Below are 22,540 nucleotides of genomic sequence, written 5' to 3' on the forward strand. Positions count from 1 at the left end.
AATTGTGTATATTTCCACAGAACTGTGTAAATATACATTTTGTTTTACGTTAAATAATATTACTTTGAACATAATCCTACTTGTCTGAGAACGCGTATAGAAACGGAGGGATAGCAAAAAGGAAATAGCTTATAAAAAATACTTTTTATATTCCATTTGTTCATGTGGAATAAGTCCCCAATGGACAAATGAATGTTCAGAGGAGGAAAAATGAAAAAACTTTTCAATGTATGTTTAATTGTATTCGTACTATTTTCGCAACTTGCTAGTTTTCCATACAATCAAGTAAAAGCGGAAACCTTAACAGGAGATTCCTTATTTGACACTGTTGAAATGAAAGATGCAACGAATCATATTATTGACGAAGCATTAAATCCTAAAAACTTAATAAATGCAGGATCAATCATTCACCTAGAATATGCTTGGTCAATAAAAGATCATCAAATTGCACAAGAAAAAGATGCAACAGTTCTTCAAATACCTAACGCATTAAAAGTAAAAAATGACCAACAAGGAAACTTGATGGCAGATCAACAAATTATTGGTCAATATTTTGTTACGGCAAACGATAACAAAATGAAAATAGTCTTTAACGATTCAGTAAAAGATTCAAAAGGTGTTAAGGGAAAAATTAAATTTGACACTGTATTCAATCCAGATTTAAAACCTGGCATAAAAGCCGTCCCACTCACTTTCCCTCTAGGTACAGTAGCTAAGACTATCTCAGTTCCTGTTCAAGTAGATAACCCTACTTCACCTACTATTAATAGTGATGATGCTAAGCAGACTACCGAAGAGCAAAAGAACGGTGACGCACAGCAACCTACTGAACAGCCAAAAGATGGTGAAACACAGCAGAAACCTGCGGAACAACCAAAAGACGGGAATCCTCAGCAGCCTGCGAAACAGTCAAAAGATGGTGAGACACAGCAGAAACCTGCGGAACAACCAAAAGACGGGAACACTCAGCAACCTGCGGAACAGCCGAAAGACGGGAATCCTCAGCAGCCTACTGAACAGCCAAAAGATGGCGGGACACAGCAACCTACTGAGAACCCTGGTGATAACACAACAGGGCAACCTGTTGAAAATCCAGACCCATCACCTAAGCAAATTAAAGAAAATATTTTAACAAGCGTAAAATTAACAGATAAAGACGGAAAACCATTTAATGATACAGATAATCGTCCAAATCCTGATTCTGCTGCCAATATCGATTTTACATGGGAAGTTTTAGAATCATTAAAAGTAAAAAAGGGAGATTACTATATTTTCCAACTCCCGGAATATTTTATCGTCCACAACACCATTACACAGCCTTTAGTTGATGGAACAGGACATGAAATTGGGACGTTCGTTGTTGACTTAAACGGAAAAGTAACTATGACTTTTAACGAGTACGTTGAAGACAATCCTAATATAGATGGTCATTTAAAAGTTGGTACGGAATTCAATAAAACAAAAATTAAAGGGACTACGGAACAAAAAATTCCTTTCCCAATTAAAGAACAAGACGTTATTATCGAGCTTGATTTCAAACCTAATGTAAAGAAATCTATGAATAAAAAAGGTATACCTGATAGACCGATTAATACGAATCAAATCAATTGGACAGTCGAAATGAACAAAACAAAAGACATTCTTACAAACGCTGTCTTCCAAGACAATATTCCAAATGGATCCAGTCTCAATGAAGATTCTATTAAGGTTTATGAGTTAGAAGTAGATATTAACGGGAAAACGACTCGTGGAGCCGAAGTTAGTAAAGAAGAATATACACTCACTTCATCCTCCGATAAATTAAATATCGCTTTTAAAAATGAAACAAAAAAAGCATATCAAATTGAATATGCGACAAAAATTACTGACGAAAGTGTTACTAGTTTCAAAAATGAAGCAAAAGTATCCAGCAAGAATCAAGGAGATGTATCCGCAAATGCAACTGTAACTGTTTCACGCGGTACACATCTAGAGAAAACTAATAAATATAATCCAAAAACACAAACAATTGAATGGACAATTACTTTCAACGGTGATCAAAGAGATATTAAACAATCTGATGCGCTTTTAAAAGACATCTTGGACAAATCTCATAAAGTTGATGCAAGTTCTATCGTGGTTAAAAATGCTTCTTATGATAATAACGGAAAACTTGTTACAGGTGACAACGCCACAAACTTTACTGTAAAAGAAACCGATGAGGGATTTGATTTACAATTTAATGAAGATATTAATAGTGCCTATGTGATTACTTATACATCGAAAGCCAAGAATGATGTTATACAAGATGGCGAAATCGAAAATACAATTATTGCAGATGGAAAATGGAGTAAAACAAACAAAGTTACATTACAACAACAAAACATCATAAAGAAACATAATAAAAATGCAAACGATACAGATTACAATAAGAAAACAACGAAATGGACAATTATTGTAAATGATAACAATTACGTGTTAAATGATGCTGTTATCACTGATACGTTTGACTATAGTGGACTTACATTACAAAAAGATAGTTTCAAAATTACTGATGGATCAACTGAACTGAAATTAGACTCTGATTACACACTTGATGTAACAGCTGACGGATTCAAAGTAACACTAGCTGGTAGTTATAAGTCTAATATGGATAAAACTTTAACCATCACGTACACAACAGACTTTAATTACGAGACTCTATCTAAAAAGGATGATAATAAATCATTCAAAAATACAGCTGAGTTATCATGGAAAGATATAAATGGGAACGATAAAAATAGTAAATCTCATGATAGATTCAATCCTGACGGCTATACAAAAGGAAACGGATTTAAATACGGTTCTTACAATGCCCAAACGAAAGAAATCAAATGGGACATAGGGTTTAACTATAATAACAGGACTATTAAAGACCCTTCTATCGTTGACGTACTAGAAAACAATCAAAAACTTATACCAGACTCCATTGAGATTCATCATATGGAATTAACTGGTGGTGCAGACGGTTATAAATTAGGGGCACTTGTTTCCCCTGACGAATATACGGTAGAAAATGCAATGAAAGATAATAAAAATACATTAACGATTCATTTTAAAAATGAAATTAAAACAGCGTACCATATCAGCTTTAAAACTTCACTTGCAGGTGAAGAAATTAATAAGCGCTATGATAATTACGCCAAATTAAAAGATGGATCGGAAACTATCGCCAATATTCATGGTGCATTCGAGATCAAAAATGGTGGTAGCGGCGTTACGAAAAAAGCAAAACAAAATGACAAGTACATTGATTGGAGCGTTTCTATTAATGCAAGTCAATCAACGATTGAAAATGCTGTCGTAACAGACGATCCGACAGACAATCAAATTCTCGATGAAAAGTCATTCCACCTATATGGGACAACAGTAGCCGTGGATGGCACTTTAACGAAAGATACAACAAACGAATTAAAAGAAGGAAAAGACTATAAACTCAAAATAACAACAGACAACAATACGGGGAAACAACAATTTACAATTGAATTTCTTCATACTATTGATCGAGCTTATATTTTAGAATACCGTTCACTCATTAATGCAGACAATAATGAAAAGGTAAGCAATAAAGCGAAGATTACTGGTAATAGTTTAAAATTAACAGAAACTGAAAAAATTGAAGAAATAGTAGTTAAAGTATCTTCTGGATCTGGAGGCGGTTCTGCTACTAAGGGACGCGGAAACCTTCAAATTAAAAAAGTAGATAATGCAGATCCAAATAAAATTTTATCTGGCGTAGTATTTACTTTATTCGATCGCACAGGTACAACTGCTATTCGAACAATTACAACAGACGACAATGGTATCGCTCAGTTTAACAACTTAAAACGCGATGAATATCTGCTTAGAGAAATGAAAACTCTTGATGGCTATGTCATTAGTAAAGAATTAAAAGCAGGTAAACTTGTTAAGCTTGGTGCAGAAGAAACTACAACATATACTCTTAAAAACGAGAAATTTGTTGGAAAAGTAGTACTTACAAAGACTGATGCTCATAACAAAGAAAAGCTTAAAAATGCAGTTTTCTCTCTGCTTGATCAAAACCATAATGTCATTCCTGAACATAAAGAATTAATAACAAATGATAAAGGACAAATTACTGTAGATAATTTAAAACCAGGAACTTACTACTTAAAAGAAATAAAGGCTCCTGAACATTATCAATTAGATGATCGACTTATTGAATTTACAATCGAGGAAGATCAAACAACAGTAATTAATAAAGAGGCCCAAAACAACTTGATTAGAGGCTCAGTTATCCTAACAAAAGTTGATAAAGAGGGTAATACTTTAGAAGGTGCAGTATTTAGTGTACGGGACCGAAATAACAAAAGAATTCCTGGTTATACCAAATTAACGACAAATGGTAACGGACAAATCGAAGCGAAAAATTTACTTCCTGGAGAGTACCAATTTGTTGAAGAGAAAGCTCCTGAACATTATGAAATAGATAAAAAACCACTTAAATTTACAATTGATAAGAGCCAACAGAAAGCACTTACTGTTACAGCGACAAATCACCTCATTAAAGGTGGTGTCACTTTAACGAAAGTCGATGATGTCGATGGCACTGCCCTTGAAGGTGCTGTATTTAAAATTGTCGATGCGAATGACGAGAAACAAGTAATTCGTGAAAATATAAAAACAGGTTCAGATGGAAAAGTTACCGTTAAAGATTTAGAGCCTGGTGCTTATAAATTTATCGAAACAGAAGCTCCTAAGGATTATACGTTAAGTACAAACCCTATCGAGTTTACAATTGATAAAAGCCAACAAGCTCTTGCTACTGTTACGGCAAATAACAGCTTAAAAACGGGCGAGGTTGAATTATTAAAAGTTGATGAGTTTGGTGAGAAAAAACCACTAGAAGGTGCTGTATTCAAACTTGTCGATACAAATAATAATGACGTTTCCCCTCACACTAACTTAACTACTGATAAACACGGTAAAGTTAAAGTTAGTAACCTACGTCCTGGTACGTATAAATTTATTGAAATAGCTGCTCCTGAACATTACGTTTTACAAGCAGAACCTATTGAATTTACAATCGATAGAAGTCAGAAAGAAACTCTACTTGTGAAAGCTGAAAATGCTTTAAAACCAGGAGATGTTGAATTAACAAAAGTTGATGATATCGATGGTACAGCTCTTGAAGGTGCTGTATTTAAAATTGTTGATGCAAATGATGAAAAGAAAGTTATTCGCGAAAATGTAAAAACTGGTGCGGATGGTAAAGCTATCGCTACTGGCTTACGCCCTGGCGATTATAAATTTATCGAAGTAACAGCACCGAAGTATTACGACAAAAATACAAAACCAATTAAATTTACGATTACAGAAAGTCAAACAACTCAGGCTACTGTTACCGCTAAAAACAGCTTAACAAAAGGCGGTATTGAGTTAACAAAAGTGAATGCTGCAGATGAAAAGGAAACACTTGAAGGTGCAGTATTTAAAATCGTTAATAGAGATACTAATGAAGATGTTCGTACGGACCTTGTTACGAATAGTAAAGGAATGCTAGTTGTAGATGACTTACGTCCTGGTAACTATAAGCTTATCGAGACAAAGGCTCCAACTTATTACGATGTAAATGTAGAACCAATTGAATTTACAATCGAAAAAGGACAACAAAAACTCCTTCCACTTACATTTAAAAATAGTTTAACGAAAGGAAAAGTTAAACTTATTAAAGAAGATGATGTGGAAAGTAGTAAAGCTCTTGCCGGCGCTGTATTCACATTGCAAGATGCAACTGGCAAAGAAATTATGAAAGATTTAACAACAGATGATTACGGAGTATTAGTTATTCCTGATTTAGCACCAGGGGATTATCAATTTATCGAAACAAAAGCCCCTGAACATTATAAATTAGACAAAACACCTATTAAGTTCACAATTAAAAAAGGTAGTAAGGAAGATCTTCCTATCCCCGTTACTGTAAAAAATAGTTTACTTACAGGTGGCGTCACTTTAACAAAAGTTGATGATGTTGATGGCACTACTCTTGAAGGTGCAGAATTTATAATCGTTGACGCTCATGATACTAAAAAGGTAATTCGCAAAGGTTTAACAACTGATAAAAACGGTAAAATTTCTGCTTCTGATTTACGTCCTGGAGACTATCAATTTATTGAAGTAAAAGCTCCAAAAGACTATACCTTAAGCAAAGACCCTATTCCGTTCACTATCGAAAAAAGTCAAAAAGAGAATATTACTGTTACTGCTACTAACAGTTTAAAGAAAGGTGCAGTAACATTAACAAAAATTGATGACATCGATCGTACGATGCTCGAAGGTGCAATCTTTAAGATTGTGGATATGAATGGTAAGGAAGTTCATACGAATCTTGTTACAGATAAAAACGGTAAAATTTCTGTTTCTGATTTACGCCCTGGAGACTATCAGTTCATTGAAACAAAAGCTCCTGAGCACTATGTATTAGATGAAACAACGATTCCATTTACAATTGAAAGAAGTCAAACGAAAGAGATCAATGTTACAGGCAAAAATGCTTTGAAAAAAGGTAGCGTTGAACTAACAAAGATTGACGATATTGATGTAAATACAAAACTTGCTAACGCCGTATTTAATTTATTAGATGCAGACGGGGAGCTAGTTGAAGAAGGCTTAAAAACAAATGCTGAAGGTAAAATTGTTGTTGAAAATCTACGTCCTGGTACGTATCAATTCGTTGAAACAATTGCTCCTGAACATTACGATTTATATAAAAAACCTATCGTATTTACAATTAAAAAGAGCCAAACTGAAACTCTTCATATCACTGCTACAAATGCTTTAACAAAGGGTGCAGTTAAACTTTCTAAAGTAGACGATGTTGATGGCACTGTTCTTAAAGATGCAGTATTTAAAATTGTTAATATGAACGGTGATGTAGTTCATAAAGACCTTGTTACAAATGAACAAGGAATAATCGAAATTAACGACCTACGTCCTGGTGATTACCAATTTATCGAAACGAAAGCTCCTAAGCATTACGTTTTAGATGAAACACCAATCAAATTCACTATTGAAAAAGGACAGAAGAAAGCTATTTCTTTAACTGCTACAAATAGCTTAAAACAAGGTAGTATCGAATTACTTAAAGTTGATGATTTAAACACTCAAACAAAACTTGCTGATGCGGTATTTAATTTACTGGATCAAGATGGCAAAGTACTTAAAACAGATTTAAAAACAAACAGCGAAGGTAAAATCGTTATCGAAAACTTACGTCCTGGTACGTATCAATTCGTTGAAATAACGGCTCCTGAACACTATGATTTAGACAAAAAACCAATTATATTTACAATTGAAAAAAGCCAAAAAGATATTGCTACCGTTACTATGAAAAATAGTTTAACAAAAGGCGGCGTGGAACTTTCTAAAGTGGATGACGTCGATGGCACTACTCTTGAAGGCGCAGTATTTAAAATTGTGGATATGAATGGTACTGTAATTCGCAAAAATCTTGTTACGAATCAACAAGGTAAAATTAGCGTTTCTGACCTACGTCCTGGTGATTATCAATTCATCGAGACAACGGCTCCGAAACACTACGATTTAAACAAAGAGCCAATTCCATTCACAATTACAAAGAGCCAAGCTGATCCTATCTCCGTTACAGCTACAAATAGCTTAACGAAAGGCGCTGTGGAACTTTCTAAAGTGGATGATGTAGATGGTACTGCTCTTAAAGATGCGGTATTTAAAATTACTGATCTGAATGGTAACGACATTCGTACTGAGCTTACAACAGATGTACACGGAAAAATTTCTGTTTCTGATTTACGTCCTGGGGACTATCAGTTTGTTGAAACGAAAGCTCCTGAACACTATAAATTAGATAGTACACCTATTAAGTTTACAATTAAGAAAAGCCAAAAAGAAAAGCTCCAAGTTACTGCTACAAATAGCTTAACTGAGGGTGCTGTAGAATTAGTAAAAGTGGATGATATAAATCCAGATACAAAACTTTCTGATGCAGTGTTTAACATCATCGATGCGAAAGGTAAAATTGTTCGCACTGATTTAACTACTGATAAAGATGGTAAGATTACTGCTACGAACTTACGCCCAGGAGACTATCAATTCATTGAAACGAAAGCTCCTAAGCATTACGATTTAAATAAAACACCTATTAGCTTCACTATCGAAAGAAGTCAACTAACTCACGCTTCTGTTACTGCTAAGAATGGCCTAACAAAAGGTGGCGTGGAATTAACGAAAGTTGACTCTATAGATAAGAAAGAAATGCTAGAAGGTGCGGTATTTAAAATTACTGATCTGAACGGTAACGACATTCGTACGAATTTAGTTACCAATAAAGACGGAAAAATCATCGCTAAAGACTTACAACCAGGAGACTATCAATTTATTGAAACAAAAGCTCCTAAACATTACGACTTAAATGAAGAACCAATTAAGTTCACAATCGAAAGAAGTCAAACAAAGCATGTCTTCGTTACAGCTATTAATAGCTTAACGAAAGGTAGTGTTGAGTTAATTAAAGTTGATGATGCCAAGCAAAACACAACACTTGAAGGTGCAGTATTTAAAATTGTTAATAAGGATGGACACGATGTTCGTACCGATTTAACTACTGATAAAAACGGCCGTTTAGTTGTGGATGAATTACCGCCAGGAGACTATGAGTTTATCGAAACAAAAGCTCCTGAACACTATGACTTAAACAAAACACCTATTAAGTTCACAGTTAAAAAAGGCCAAGAAAAAATCGCCTCTGTTACTGCTACGAATAGCTTAACTAAAGGCGCAGTTGAATTAACTAAAGTTGATGACATCGATGGTACTACTCTTGAAGGAGCAATCTTTAAAATTGTAGATATGGACGGCAAGGATGTTCGTTCTGATTTAACTACCGATAAAGATGGGAAGATTTCTGTTTCTGATTTACGTCCGGGAGATTATCAGTTCATTGAAACGAAAGCTCCTAAGCATTATGACTTAAATCAAAATCCTATCAAGTTTACTATTGAAAAGAGTCAAACTGCTAAAGCTTCTGTTACTGCTACTAACAGCTTAACTAAAGGCGCAGTTGAATTAACTAAAGTTGATGACATCGATGGTACTACTCTTGCAGGGGCTATCTTTAAAATTGTAGATATGAACGGTAAAGATGTTCATTCTGATTTAACTACTGATAAAGATGGGAAGATTTCTGTTTCTGATTTACGTCCAGGAGATTATCAGTTCATTGAAACGAAAGCTCCAACTGGCTATGATTTAAACATTAAACCAATTCCTTTCACAATTACGAAAGGACAATCTCAGATTACCTCTGTTACAGCTTTAAATAGTTTAACAACAGGTTCAATTGAGTTAACTAAAGTTGATATTGATCACCATGGAACACTTGAAGGTGCCATTTTCAATATTTTAGACCAAGATGGAAAAATCATCCGAGAAGGTTTAAAAACAGACCAACACGGAAAAGTAATCGTAAATGATTTGAAACCTGGTAATTATCAATTAGTAGAAACACAGGCTCCTAAAGGCTATCAATTAGATGCATCACCAATAAACTTTACAATTGATAAAGCCCAAGCTACACCACTACAAATTACAGTTTCAAATAAAAAGATTGAATCTTCGTCAGGTGGAGATGACAAGCCAGTTACTCCTCCAAATAAAGAAGAAAACAAAGGCAATGAAACATCTGAGAAACACAAAAACGGAACTTCCGAAGAAACATCAAATGAAACAGATAACAAACAGCAAGATGATCGAAATACGGATAAACACCTTCCAAATACAGGTCATAAAGAAGACCCTACACAAACAGTAGGTATCGTCCTTCTACTAGCTGGATTATTAAGTATTTTAGCTACAAAACGCAAAAAACATTATTAATAATGTTTTTACATCCAATCAATCTCTCAATTGATTGGATGTTTTTTTATACAAAAAGGACGATACATAAAGTATCGTCCTTTTAACGGGGTGAGGCTGCCCAAAAGTACGGAAAACCTTTGAACAGCCTCTTATTTTCATATGGATGCCTTACATATATCACTGATAATAATTATGAAATGCGGAAACATAATTACCATCAACTGATTCAAACATGAGAAATGAAACCCTACAGTGGTTCCATTTCTCTACATAATCTAAAGTTTGGGTACACTAGATTCATGCAATGTAGGAGCTTTCAGAGTAGAAAGCGAACCTTCGTTTAAAATAATAGCATACATATCTTCCTCAAAAATATGCAAATATGCATATATTGTTTTTATTTCTCAATGTCAGAATATTGAAAAATAAAAGACGCGAAGGTAAAATAAAGTCATTATCCGTCTTCTTTTGTCAGTCACAGAGAATAGAAGAATAGGAGAGGAAAAAATGAGAAAATCATTGAAACAAAAAATAGTAAGCTCTTTGCTTGCTGTATCACTCGCTGTTAGCTTAGCTCCAATTGGGCAAGCAAAAGCGGATTCCACGTCAGAGGTTACACAAACTCCATCTATTACAAAACAGATTGATCCAAACCGGGCAATTGAACATGTTCGTTTCTTATCTGAAACAATTGGTCCTCGACCCGGTGGAACAAAATCCGAAGAATGGGCTTCTCGTTACATTGGTATGCAGCTTAAATCGATGGGCTATGAAGTAGAATATCAGCCATTTCAGGTGCCCGATCAGTACGTTGGATTCATTGAATCACCACTATCAATAAAACGTAATTGGCAAGCTGGTGCTGCTCCTAATTCACTAATTTCTACAGAAGCTGTTACAGCTCCCCTTATCTTTGTTCAAGGTGGGACAAAATTAGAAGATATTCCAAACGAAGTAAACGGTAAAATTGTTTTATTTGAAAGAGGAACGACAATTACAGACTATAATAAACAAGTTGAAAATGCTGTTAGCAAAGGTGCAAAAGGTGTTCTTTTATACAGTTTAATTGGCGGACGCGGAAATTATGGACAAACCTTCAATCCCCGCCTAACGAAAAAGCAATCTATCCCTGTCTTTGGTCTTGCTTATGCGCAAGGAAATGCATTTAAAGAAGAAATCGCTAAAAAAGGGACAACAATTCTTTCCCTAAAAGCGAGACATGAATCTAAATTAACATCTCTAAATGTTATCGCCAAAAAGAAACCAAAAAAGAGTACCGGTAATGAAAAAGCAGTCGTTGTAAGTTCGCACTATGATAGTGTTGTCGGAGCACCTGGCGCAAATGATAATGCTTCTGGAACTGGATTAGTATTAGAACTAGCTCGTGCTTTTCAAAATGTAGAAACTGATAAGGAAATTCGGTTTATTACCTTTGGTTCTGAAGAGACTGGCTTACTTGGCTCCGATTATTACGTTAATAGTCTATCCCAAAAAGAACGCAATCGAATTTTAGGTGTCTTTAACGCAGACATGGTTGCAACAAATTATGATAAAGCAAAGAATTTATACGCTATGACACCTGATGGCTCTACAAACTTTGTAACAGATGCTGCCTTGCAAGCAGGTAAACAACTAAATAATGACCTCGTCCTACAAGGTAAATTCGGTTCTAGTGATCATGTTCCATTTGCTGAAGCTGGTATTCCTGCTGCTCTATTTATTTGGATGGGTGTCGATAGTTGGAATCCATTAATCTATCATATTGAGAAGGTATACCATACACCTCAAGATAACGTATTAGAAAATATTTCACCTGAACGAATGAAAATGGCATTAGACGTTATCGGAACAGGGGTTTATAACTCGCTTCAAAAACCTGTTACTCAAACTGAACAGAAAGCTGCTTAATCAATAAAAGACCACTGATTTTTATCAGTGGTCTTTTATTGAGAAAAAATATATATGCATAAAAGCATATTTTATCCTACTCATTATCGTATACAATATTAACTGTAACAATATCGATTACAACTTATAAGGAGGCTTTTTCTATTATGAAAAAAATGATTTTAGCAGGTGCGTTAACTTTAGCAGGAATTACCGGCGCTACCGCGTTTATTCCTGAAACAAAAGTCGCTGCTGCCGCTCAAGAACAAAGCTTTACAAAATTTTATTCTTTGCAAACTGGAGGTAGTTCTGAACAAGAACCTGTTTTCCTTCAAAAGGGACAAGAGTTAACAATTCAACCTAACAGCAAAACTCCTAGTTACAGTGTTTATGACTCAAATCATAACCTTATTGGACGTTATTCTGATGGTTACGGCCGAATTTTCACTGCAAAAACAGATGGAAATATGTACGTTCAATTTCATGCACCTTACGTTTACTATAGTCCTGTTAGTTTTTCTGTTACTTATACAATCCAATAAAATAAAGGGCCTTTCTCAAGGGCCCTTTATTTTGCTTCCCAATTCACTTTTACAAAACCATCTTTCACCATTAAACCACTTATATTAAATACATACTTTTCATTTGCTTTTAATGTAGCTTTAAAAGTACCTTTTTTCGATTCACAGATTTCTTTTAACTCTCTTATACCTTCTCCTTCTCCTTTCCTTTCATATAAGCTAAAGCATAAGTTACCAAGTTTTGCATCTGTTTCATAAGAAAATGTTACTTCTGTATCTTTTGCATACTCAAGTTCAATACCTTTCCCAGCAATATCCCATGATGAGAATTTTGCCTCGTAACTTGTCTCCCCTCGCTTCTCATTTTCTAAATATATATCACCAGCTCTCCACATATCATCTAGCGTTTGAACAAAAGCAAAGCCGCTAAGTAATACAAACATCGCACTTGCAAATATGACAACTAATTTTATCTTTTGTTTTTTCATAACCTTCATCGTATGTTCGCCTTCTATTTTCTTGTTACTTCTTCGTATCATATATAACAAAACTCCAATAAAAAATGGCAATACAATCGCTATAACACTCCACCACTTACTTATTCCACACGTTTTCGCATCTGTATACACCCATGATGCTACACATACTAAAAGTGCTATAAAAGCCAAAAACATTGTAATCCCAGCTATCTCAAATACTACAAATGGATTAGCGAACTCTATCATGTAATTTATACTCCTTCTTTAAAAATGACTGTATGACAACGTATATAGGAATGTATAGGTGCATCATAATAACTATCGTTATAATGACAGATATTTTATGATCCAAATGACTAACAAACTGCTCTAGGATGACTGTTAATACAATCATCCAAATAGCATGAATGAAAACAACCCATCTCTTTTCTAATTTCCGAGCATTTCGCACGCTCTGTTTCGTATGATTTATCAGCTCTTCGCTAGGAATCATCTCTCCCGCTAAACTGCTCTTTATTTTCTGTTCAAATTTATCTTCCTTCATGCACGAAACCCTCCAAATGTTCTCGCATTTTCTTTTTCGCATAATTGAGACGATACTTCACCGTACCAATCGGTATATTTAATATTTCACTCATTTCCTTGTAAGAATATTGTTCATAGTAATAGAGTACGAGTACCGTTTTATATTTTTCATTTAATAACTGTATTACTTCCCGTATCATTTCCGCTTCCACTTTTTGAATAAATTCTTCTGATATATTCACTTCATCTGCGAAATCTATTTCTCCACCATCTTCTTTATGAAACAAATCCAATATTCGATCTTTCCACCTTTTTTTCTTACGATAAAAATCATAAAACGTACGAACACAAATTGTAGTAATCCACTTTTTATAATTATCCACATAAGAAAGTTGGTGCCTTGATGAAAAAACCTTTATCCACGTCTCTTGAAAAATATCTTCCGCATCTTCTTTCGTTTTCGCTAACTTATAGCATAAGGAATATATTTGCTGCTTATATATATCAATTAATTCTTCTACCTTTTCTTCCATCATAAGCCTCCTGTCATTTATATAAGACGACGCAAATTATCCTTTTGTTTGATAAAATTTTATTTTTTTATTATCTCCATACAAAAAGGCAATCACAACATCGTGTGATTGCCTTTTACTGAAAGCGAAAAATCGGCTCCGCTTTGCTAGAATACTCGGTGGCTTCGCGCCTTCCTCCGAGGCAAAGTACGCCTCTCTGTCAGGAGCTCCATCCCCCTCCTATTCTAAACGAGCCGCTTTCGCTTTTCTTAATTACATTTTTTCTGGTGCAGATACTCCTACGATTGCTAATGCATTTTGAAGTGTAGTGCGTACTGCTTTCATTAACTCGTAACGAGCTTTACTTAATTCTAAGTTATCTTGGTTCAATACTTTTTCTGCATTGTAGAAGCTGTGTAATGCTGCTGCTAATTCAAATGCATAGCTTGTAATGCGGTGTGGCAGACGTTTTTGTGCTGCATCCGCAACTACAGCTGGGAATTCACCAAGTTTTTTCAGTAACTCTACTTCTTTCTCAGAAGTAACAAGTTTGTAATTCACGTCTCCATCTGCAGCTAATCCTAACTCTTCACCTTGACGAAGGATACTGCATACACGAGCATGAGCATATTGTGCATAGTATACTGGGTTTTCATTAGATTTTGATACAGCTAAGTCCATATCGAAGTCTAAATGAGAATCACCGCTACGCATCGCGAAGAAGTATCTCATTGCGTCCACGCCTACTTCTTCCATAAGCTCACGAAGTGTAACTGCTTTACCTGTACGCTTACTCATTTTCATTTTTTCACCATTTTGGTACAGTTGTACCATTTGGATGATTTCTACTTCAAGTGTTTCTTTATCGTAACCTAGCGCTTGAATAGCAGCTTTCATACGAGGAATGTAACCGTGGTGGTCAGCACCCCAAATGTTGATTAACTTATCGAAACCACGCTCTAATTTATCACGGTGATAAGCGATATCTGGCGTTAAGTATGTGTAAGAACCGTCATTTTTAATTAATACACGGTTTTTGTCGTCACCGTAAGTCATTGAACGGAACCAAGTTGCTCCGCCTTCTTCAAAGATTTCGTCACGCTCTTTTAATACAGTAAGTGCAGCATCGATTTTTCCGTTTTTGTATAATGATGTTTCTGAGAACCATACATCAAATTTAACACGGAAGCTCTCTAAGTCTTTTTGAAGTTTTGCTAACTCATATTTCAAACCATATTCACGGTAGAATTCATAGCTTTCTTTTTCATCAGCTTTTGCGTAACGATCACCAAACTCTTCAGCTAAACGTTTACCGATTCCAATGATATCCGCACCATGGTAACCGTCTTCTGGCATTTCTTTCTCTAAACCTAATGCTTGCATGTAACGAGCTTCAACAGAAAGAGCTAAGTTATGAATTTGGTTACCAGCATCATTAATATAGTACTCACGAGATACATCGTATCCTGCTTTTGCTAATACGTTACATAAAGTGTCACCTACTGCCGCACCACGTGCATGTCCTAAGTGAAGGTCACCTGTTGGATTCGCAGATACGAACTCAACTTGTACTTTTTCACCTTTACCAGTGTTCGTTTCACCGTAAGCTTCACCAGCGTTTACGATTGTTGGAATTAAATCTGTTAAGTAGCTATTATCCATATAGAAGTTAATAAAACCAGGACCAGCGATTTCGATTTTTTCAATAGAAGCTTTTGCTTTATCGAAGTTTGCAACTAGTTCTTCTGCAATCATACGAGGTGCTTTTTTCGCAACGCGTGCAAGTTGCATTGCCATATTTGTAGAGAAGTCACCATTTGTTTTATCTTTTGGAGATTCTAATACAACGTTTGGAATCTGTTCTTCTGTCGCTAATTCTGCCTTTAATACAGCAGCTTGAATTTCTTCTTTAATCAATCCTTTTACCTGTTCTAAGGAATTCATTATTTTGCCTCCTTCAAATTAATTGTAATTGTATATCTGCCAGCTTCTTGTTCACTTAGAAGCAATGCGTACGTTAAGAAGAGTTGTCCTTTTTTCTTTTCATCCGACCATTTAAAAAGAACGTTATCAGTTTTCGTTTGCAGTGCAAACGTACCAAGTTCACTCGTATACGTACCCGTTGTCCATTCACCTTTCACATGCGTCTGACGCATAGAAATAGCACCTGAACGCATAATGAGAACTTGTTCATCTTGAATTTTAATAATTGTTTTCACTTCGCCTTGTTCGTTCGGCTCCTGGAATGTTACATATGTACCTTGACCTTTTACATAGTATTGACCATTTGCTTCAAAAGCAACGGTTTCCTTCCTCGCCCCTTCACGGATTTCTGTTACGAAATGAACGTGTACCGGCAAGCCTGCAAGTTGTTTCTTCACGTCTTGCACACCTTTCAAATGTTATAGATATTAAATACTACTTATAATAAATCACTTTTCCTATCATATCAAAAAAAGACGCTGTCTGTCTGCTGAAAAATCAGGAAAACTCCATTTCAAAAAATAATTCACTTCTACTTTATTTCATGTGATAAAATATTTTTTAAATCTAAATATTCTTTTAATTATAGAGGTGAATTCAGTGATACCAACAAAGTTAAAAAAGGGTGATGAAATACGCGTGATTTCACCATCCTGTAGTTTAAGTATTGTTTCAAATGAAAATAGAAAACTTGCTATAAAAAGATTAACTGACATGGGCTTTCAAGTTACATTCTCAAAATATGCCGATGAGATAGATCAATTTGCTTCCTCTTCTATTTCTTCCCGCATTCAAGACCTCCATGAAGCATTTGGAGACCCTAATGTAAAAGCTATTTTGACGACACTTGGCGGATACAACTCCAATGGTTTATTGAAACATCTCGATTATGATCTAATTCGTAAAAACCCGAAATTTTTCTGTGGTTATTCTGATATTACTGCCTTAAATAATGCAATTTACACAAAAACAGGGCTTGTTACATATTCGGGTCCCCACTTCTCTTCATTTGGAATGGAGAAAGGGCTCGAGTATACAAACGATTACTTTTTACAATGCTTAACCACTAATGAGCCTATTGAAATCATTCCGGCGGAAACGTGGAGCGATGATTCTTGGTATATGGATCAGGAAAATCGAGAATTTATAAAAAATGAAGGGTATGTTCCAATTCAAGAGGGAGAAGCGACAGGAGAAATTATCGGTGGCAATATGAGCACACTTAATTTACTACAAGGCACACCATATATGCCAAACTTAAAGGGCAAAATTTTATTCCTTGAAGAAGACAGTTTAACAGGAAAATCAACGCTTAAAACTTTTGATCGCTATCTACATTCCCTTATGCAGCAACCTGATTTTGAACATATAACAGGTATTGTAATAGGAAGAATGCAAAAAGAAGCAGAATGTACGATAGCGGACATTCAAGAAATGATTTCTTCAAAACCTGAACTTGCACATATTCCTATCATTGCAAATGCAAATTTTGGACATACAACTCCAATTTTTACTTTTCCAATTGGTGGACATGCCAAAATCATTTCTAACAAAAAAAATACATCTATCACTATTTTAACGCACTAAAAAAGGAGCGAACGATTCGCTCCTTTTATGATTTTTCTATTTTTTGCAACGCTTTTTGCGGGATTGATTCTTTCGTTATTTCAGCCCATCCTTTTCCTTGCATACCTTTTGCATAAATTTTTATAAAAGCACCTGCATGCAATTCACGATTTACCATTCTTTTAATAATTTGTTGCTTTCCGTCCTCTGTATACCCTTTAAATGTATACAAATATTCACCGTCTTTTTTCTCACCTTTATCTACAACCGCATAATAATCTTGTATTTCTTTATTTGAAAAGAAGTTGTCTACAAAAGCATGTACACCTTCTGTTTTTGTGTTTAAATAATATGCTGTTCCCCCTAAAATGATGGCGAATACAGCTAAAACTTTAATTACCAATTTCATACATGCGCCTCCTGTTTGCACTTCTTTCTCACTAGTATTATATCTATACTTGTATTATACGGAAAAGAGCATACTATACTCTATCTAAAAGTCTTACACTTTCCTTACATTATTGTAAGGGATTTTTTCTTACAGCAAGTTCCCAAGAAAAAATTTTTCCGTTTCATACACTTTTATATTATTATTGAATGATACGAATTTTTATTACAAAAATCAAAGGAGACAGTTTTCAAATGGCTATCTTGCAAGGTTTAGCACTATTACTTGTTGTACTTTGTCTATTTACACTTTTCAGTTACCGTGCGCCTTACGGAATGAAGGCGATGGGCGCTTTAGCTAATGCAGCAATCGCAAGTTTTCTTATTGAAGCATTTCACCGTTATATAGGTGGAGAAATGTTTCATAATGACTTTTTACAATCAGTAGGAGAAGCTTCTGGTAGTATGAGCGGTGTCGCAGCAGCGATTTTAGTCGCATTAGCAATCGGTGTTTCCCCCGTATACGCTGTTTTAATTGGTATCGCTACTAGTGGATTCGGTATTTTACCAGGATTTTTCGCCGGATACGTTTGTGCCTTCGTCGTGAAATTTCTCGAAAAGAAATTACCGGCTGGTGTGGAATTTTTAGCAATCCTATTTATCGCTGCACCAATCTCACGTGGAATGGCAATGCTTATGGATCCGCTCGTTAACGCAACACTTGGTAAAATCGGTTCTATGATATCAGTTGCAACTACAGAAAGTCCTATCATTATGGGTATTATGCTTGGTGGATTAATAACAGTTATTTCTACCTCTCCACTGAGTTCTATGGCACTAACTGCAATGCTTGGATTAACAGGTTTACCAATGGCAATTGGTAGTCTTGCCGTAGCAGCCTCAGCCCCGATGAACTTTATTTTCTTTAAGCGACTAAAAATTTGCTCAAAGAAAGACACAATCGCTGTAGCAATCGAGCCTTTAACACAAGCAGATGTTGTTTCAGCAAATCCAATTCCAATTTATGCAACAAACTTCGTTGGCGGTGCACTTGCCGGTATTATTACATCGCTATTCCAGCTTGTTAATAATGCACCAGGAACAGCATCACCAATTCCAGGTCTTCTTGTCCTATTCGGATTTAATGACGTTATAAAAGTAACGATTGCTGCTGTACTATGTGGAATCGTTACCACTATTGTCGGATACATCGGGTCTATTGTGTTCCGTAAATATCCGATCCGCTCTGCTGATGAAATTCGTGGAGTTACTTCGGAAGAGAAGGTTGCATAAGAAAAAGAGCTATTCCCATCGTTTGAGAATAGCTTTTTTTGTGTCGCGTAACGGTAAATGAAATTATACCGGCGATTTTTTTAATATATCGACTTACCGACACATAACGACAAAATAAGAGCCCTCTAATCATATAGAGGGCTCTTACTTTATCTAGCTGCAGCGGCTAGAATGATCGGTGGCTTCGCTTCTTCCTTCGAGGCAAAAAGAGCCTCTACGTCTGAAGCTCCATCCCCCTCACATTCTGAGCGAGCCGCTTCCGCTTTTATTTTACCCAACCGAGCAGCATTTCCCGCACGAATTTGCTTGCTGCGACTGGTGTTTGATCACTATGGTCGTAGACTGGGGCTACTTCTACTAAGTCTGCTCCAACTACATTTATATTTGAATTTGCAATTGCTACGATGGAATCTAATAATTCTTTAGATGTGATACCGCCAGCTTCTAACGTTCCTGTTCCTGGAGCGTGAGCTGGGTCTAATACATCAATGTCGATTGTGACATAGACTGGGCGTCCAGCAAGTTTCGGTAATACTTCTTTTAAAGGTTCTAATACGTCAAATTTATATAAGTTCATACCTACTTCTTTCGCCCATTCAAATTCTTCCTTCATTCCAGAACGAATTCCGAAAGAATATACGTTTTCCGGACCAATTAAATCACACACTTTACGAATTGGTGTAGAGTGGGATAAAGGCTCCCCTTCATACGATTCACGTAAATCAGTATGAGCATCCATGTGGATGATTGCTAAATCCGGATATTTTTTTGCCATTGCCTTAAAAATTGGCCAAGACACTAGGTGCTCACCGCCGAGACCTAGTGGAAACTTATCGGCATCTAAAAGTTTTGATACATACTCTTCAATCATGTCTAAGCTGCGTTGTGCGTTTCCGAATGGTAATGGGATATCACCCGCATCAAAATATTTTACCTCTTCTAATTCACGATCTAAATACGGACTATATTCTTCAAGACCGATTGATACTTCACGAATACGTGCAGGGCCAAAACGAGATCCTGGACGGTAACTTACTGTCCAATCCATAGGCATCCCATAAATAACTACCTTTGACTCTTCAAAACTTGGATGACTTTTAATAAATACTTTACCTGAATAAGCTTCATCAAAACGCATATTCTTTTCCTCCTTATGTGGAACTTAAGGTATCCCAACCTTTCACTATTTCTCAAATTTGGAGCGAATTGCTCCTCTTTCTCGATTTACCGGGTCTTCTTTTTAACAACAAGAAGACGATTTTCTCTACAGAAGTGTAAGTAGCTAGCATGTTCAAGTCTTCTGGACAAACACCTTAAATGAGCTACTCACACTTTATTTGTTCAAGCTCGATTTTCTTACTTAATTAAATCGCCAACAAATTTCGGTAATGCGAATGCTGCGTTGTGTAATTCTTTTGTGTAGTATTTCGTTTCGATTTCGTGGAAACGCTCTTCACTTACTTCTAATGGATCATGTTTTTTAGATCCAATTGTGAACGTCCAAAGACCACTTGGGTATGTTGGAATATTAGCTGTGTATAAACGAGTAATTGGGAAAATTTCTTTTACATCTTTAAACACAGTCGTAATTAACTCTGGTGTGAACCAAGGGTTGTCCGTTTGTGCAACGAAAATACCATCTTCTTTTAACGCTTTTGAAATTCCAGCGTAAAAGCCTTTTGTAAATAGGTTTACTGCTGGTCCTACTGGCTCAGTAGAATCTACCATAATTACATCGTATTCATTTTCGCTTTCTGCGATATGTAGGAAACCGTCTCCTACTTTTACTTCTACACGCTCATTATCTAATGCGCCTGCAATTGATGGTAAGTATTGTTTAGAGTACTCAATTACTTTTCCATCGATTTCAACAAGAGTTGCTTTCTTTACACTTGGGTGTTTTAACACTTCACGAATAACACCACCATCACCGCCACCAACAACTAATACGTTTTCAGGGTTTGGATGTGTAAATAAAGGTACGTGCGCTACCATTTCATGATAAACGAACTCATCTTTTTCTGTTGTCATAACCATGCCATCTAAAATAAGCATGTTTCCGAACTCTTCTGTTTCAACCATATCAAGTTTTTGGAATTCTGTTTGCTCCGTATGTAATGTGCGGTTAATACGCGCCGTAATCCCAAAATGTTTTGTTTGTTTTTCAGTGAACCATAGTTCCATCGTACAATCACGCCTTTCAATGCAAATTTATAATAGGGACATCATTAATGTCCCCTAACAAAAATAAAACAAAACATCCAAAATGTATAGTTAAAAGTACAAAAATACCGAAAATATATTTTAGTCAGAGGGTTCTAACATATATGTATAAAGAAAACCCTTTCTTAAGAAAGGGCTTTTGTCTCTATTTCTACTGGTTTACGAATTGGAATTAGGATCATAATACAACCAACTAACACCACAATTCCACCTACTAAAAACGGACTTTGTGGTGAAACAGTATGACCGATAATTCCTGATAAAATCGGAGCAATTGCGCCCCCTAACCAACGAACAAAGTTATAAACACCCGACGTAACAGATCTTTCATAAGGTGAAATATCCATTACATAACTTGTATATAATGCATTGTTTAAGCCAGATGCTAATCCTGATAAAACGATAAGAGTAATTTGTAACCACATAATTTTCATAAAGAATAGTGCAATTAAGAAAATCGCAAATACAAGTAAACTACCCTTCAATAATGTTTTTGGTTCATATTTCCCTTCTAGCTTATGTGCTAAAATTGCAGAACCATAAGCTAACGCTAATCCCCATCCGCAAAATACAAAGCCTAATTGAATAGCTGATAAATGCATAATAAGTGGTGAATATGCTAACACAACGAAAAATCCGTAGTAGTATAACATTCCTGAAATCGCACCTTGCATAAACGGTTTATATTTCACCAGGTTAAGTAATTCTCCTACGCCAGCAGCCTTACGTTTCACTTTTCGCTCCGGTTCTTTTACAAAAAAGAATACTAAAATAAATGCTAAGAAGATTAAAATACTCGTCGCGAAAAACGGATAACGCCAAGAATGTCCACCTAGTATTCCACCCAATAACGGCCCCCCAGCCATACCTAAGCCGATCGCTGCTTCGTATAATCCTACTGCTTCATGAACTTCTTTACTTAATGCTATTAACAGCGTCATTGCTGTAGCAAAAAACATCGCATTTCCTAATCCCCATCCAGCACGGAAAAGAGATAATTGAGCAATCGTTTGCGATATACCACATATAAACGCAAATACAGTCACAATCGCAAGACCGATTGTCATCATCCGTTTATCACCAAATCTTGATGCAAATATACCAGCTGGTAACATCATGATTGCCATCGTTAAAATATAAGCAGTAAATAACATTTCAACTTGCCAATGCGTTGCACCAATTTTCTCTGCAATAATCGGCAAAATTGGGTCGACTACTCCTATACCCGAAAAGGCAAGGAAGGTAGCCACCACTGTAATCAATCTCCCTAGTTTTTGTTTGCTCTCCATTT

14 protein-coding genes are annotated in these 22,540 nt (G+C 35.7%); 5 read left to right on the forward strand and 9 right to left on the reverse strand.

Features of this window, described 5'->3' with window-relative positions; genetic code table 11:
* Positions 1-210 precede the first annotated feature (210 nt).
* From N2V79_RS26300 to N2V79_RS26310, 3 genes are all read left to right on the forward strand, one after another.
* On the forward strand, positions 211-9,891 hold the full coding sequence (locus tag N2V79_RS26300) for a SpaA isopeptide-forming pilin-related protein (RefSeq protein WP_340720319.1): 9,681 nt from the start codon (positions 211-213) through the stop codon (positions 9,889-9,891).
* 489 nt (positions 9,892-10,380) lie between these two features.
* Positions 10,381-11,781 carry a M28 family metallopeptidase gene (locus N2V79_RS26305; protein WP_053563296.1) on the forward strand — a complete coding sequence of 467 codons (1,401 nt, stop codon included), beginning with the start codon at positions 10,381-10,383 and terminating at the stop codon, positions 11,779-11,781.
* Positions 11,782-11,927: 146 nt separating this feature from the next.
* Positions 11,928-12,302 (forward strand): hypothetical protein, encoded by a 375-nt coding sequence (locus N2V79_RS26310; protein WP_000738223.1) that lies wholly within the window; start codon positions 11,928-11,930, stop codon positions 12,300-12,302.
* A gap of 26 nt (positions 12,303-12,328) precedes the next feature.
* Here the strand turns inward: N2V79_RS26310 and N2V79_RS26315 are convergent, their stop codons facing one another.
* The 5 genes from N2V79_RS26315 to N2V79_RS26335 all read right to left on the reverse strand — a co-directional run bounded on the left by N2V79_RS26315 (position 12,329) and on the right by N2V79_RS26335 (position 16,178).
* Positions 12,329-13,006, reverse strand: coding sequence for an anti-sigma factor (locus N2V79_RS26315; protein ID WP_340720320.1), 678 nt, complete (start codon positions 13,004-13,006; stop codon positions 12,329-12,331).
* A complete protein-coding gene (locus N2V79_RS26320) occupies positions 12,990-13,304 on the reverse strand; it encodes a hypothetical protein (RefSeq protein WP_053563294.1) in 315 nt (104 codons plus the stop codon). Before N2V79_RS26320 ends, N2V79_RS26315 begins: the two co-directional genes overlap by 17 nt.
* Entirely contained in the window at positions 13,291-13,818 is a 528-nt protein-coding gene (locus N2V79_RS26325; RefSeq protein ID WP_000391649.1) for an RNA polymerase sigma factor, read from the reverse strand. The genes N2V79_RS26320 and N2V79_RS26325 overlap by 14 nt, the downstream gene beginning before the upstream one ends.
* 252 nt (positions 13,819-14,070) lie before the next feature.
* Entirely contained in the window at positions 14,071-15,741 is a 1,671-nt protein-coding gene (gene argS, locus N2V79_RS26330; protein WP_053563293.1) for an arginine--tRNA ligase, read from the reverse strand.
* Complete coding sequence (locus N2V79_RS26335) at positions 15,741-16,178, reverse strand: DUF1934 domain-containing protein (RefSeq protein ID WP_000744343.1); 438 nt, start codon at positions 16,176-16,178, stop codon at positions 15,741-15,743. The genes argS and N2V79_RS26335 overlap by 1 nt, the downstream gene beginning before the upstream one ends.
* A 202-nt stretch (positions 16,179-16,380) precedes the next feature.
* On the opposite strand from N2V79_RS26335, the gene N2V79_RS26340 reads away from it, so the two are divergent.
* Complete coding sequence (locus N2V79_RS26340) at positions 16,381-17,367, forward strand: S66 family peptidase (protein ID WP_340720321.1); 987 nt, start codon at positions 16,381-16,383, stop codon at positions 17,365-17,367.
* A gap of 25 nt (positions 17,368-17,392) precedes the next feature.
* On the opposite strand, the gene N2V79_RS26345 is transcribed toward N2V79_RS26340, so the two are convergent.
* Complete coding sequence (locus N2V79_RS26345; RefSeq protein ID WP_000779932.1) at positions 17,393-17,755, reverse strand: YxeA family protein; 363 nt, start codon at positions 17,753-17,755, stop codon at positions 17,393-17,395.
* Positions 17,756-17,988: 233 nt separating this feature from the next.
* On the opposite strand from N2V79_RS26345, the gene N2V79_RS26350 reads away from it, so the two are divergent.
* A complete protein-coding gene (locus tag N2V79_RS26350) occupies positions 17,989-19,026 on the forward strand; it encodes a PTS sugar transporter subunit IIC (RefSeq protein WP_000996313.1) in 1,038 nt (345 codons plus the stop codon).
* A 265-nt stretch (positions 19,027-19,291) separates the two neighbouring features.
* Here N2V79_RS26350 and speB read toward each other — a convergent pair whose 3' ends face one another.
* The 3 genes from speB to N2V79_RS26365 all read right to left on the reverse strand — a co-directional run bounded on the left by speB (position 19,292) and on the right by N2V79_RS26365 (position 22,538).
* Complete coding sequence (speB, locus tag N2V79_RS26355; RefSeq protein WP_001209831.1) at positions 19,292-20,164, reverse strand: agmatinase; 873 nt, start codon at positions 20,162-20,164, stop codon at positions 19,292-19,294.
* Between the two features lie 218 nt (positions 20,165-20,382).
* Positions 20,383-21,210 (reverse strand): polyamine aminopropyltransferase, encoded by an 828-nt coding sequence (gene speE / locus N2V79_RS26360; protein ID WP_000424696.1) that lies wholly within the window; start codon positions 21,208-21,210, stop codon positions 20,383-20,385.
* A gap of 164 nt (positions 21,211-21,374) precedes the next feature.
* The gene (locus N2V79_RS26365) at positions 21,375-22,538 is read right to left on the reverse strand and encodes an MFS transporter (RefSeq protein WP_340720322.1); all 1,164 of its coding nucleotides are present in this window, start codon (positions 22,536-22,538) and stop codon (positions 21,375-21,377) included.
* Positions 22,539-22,540: the final 2 nt, after the last annotated feature.

Origin of the sequence: Bacillus sp. CH_70, assembly GCF_038007045.1 — a bacterium.
Lineage (GTDB): Bacteria > Bacillota > Bacilli > Bacillales > Bacillaceae_G > Bacillus_A > Bacillus_A cereus.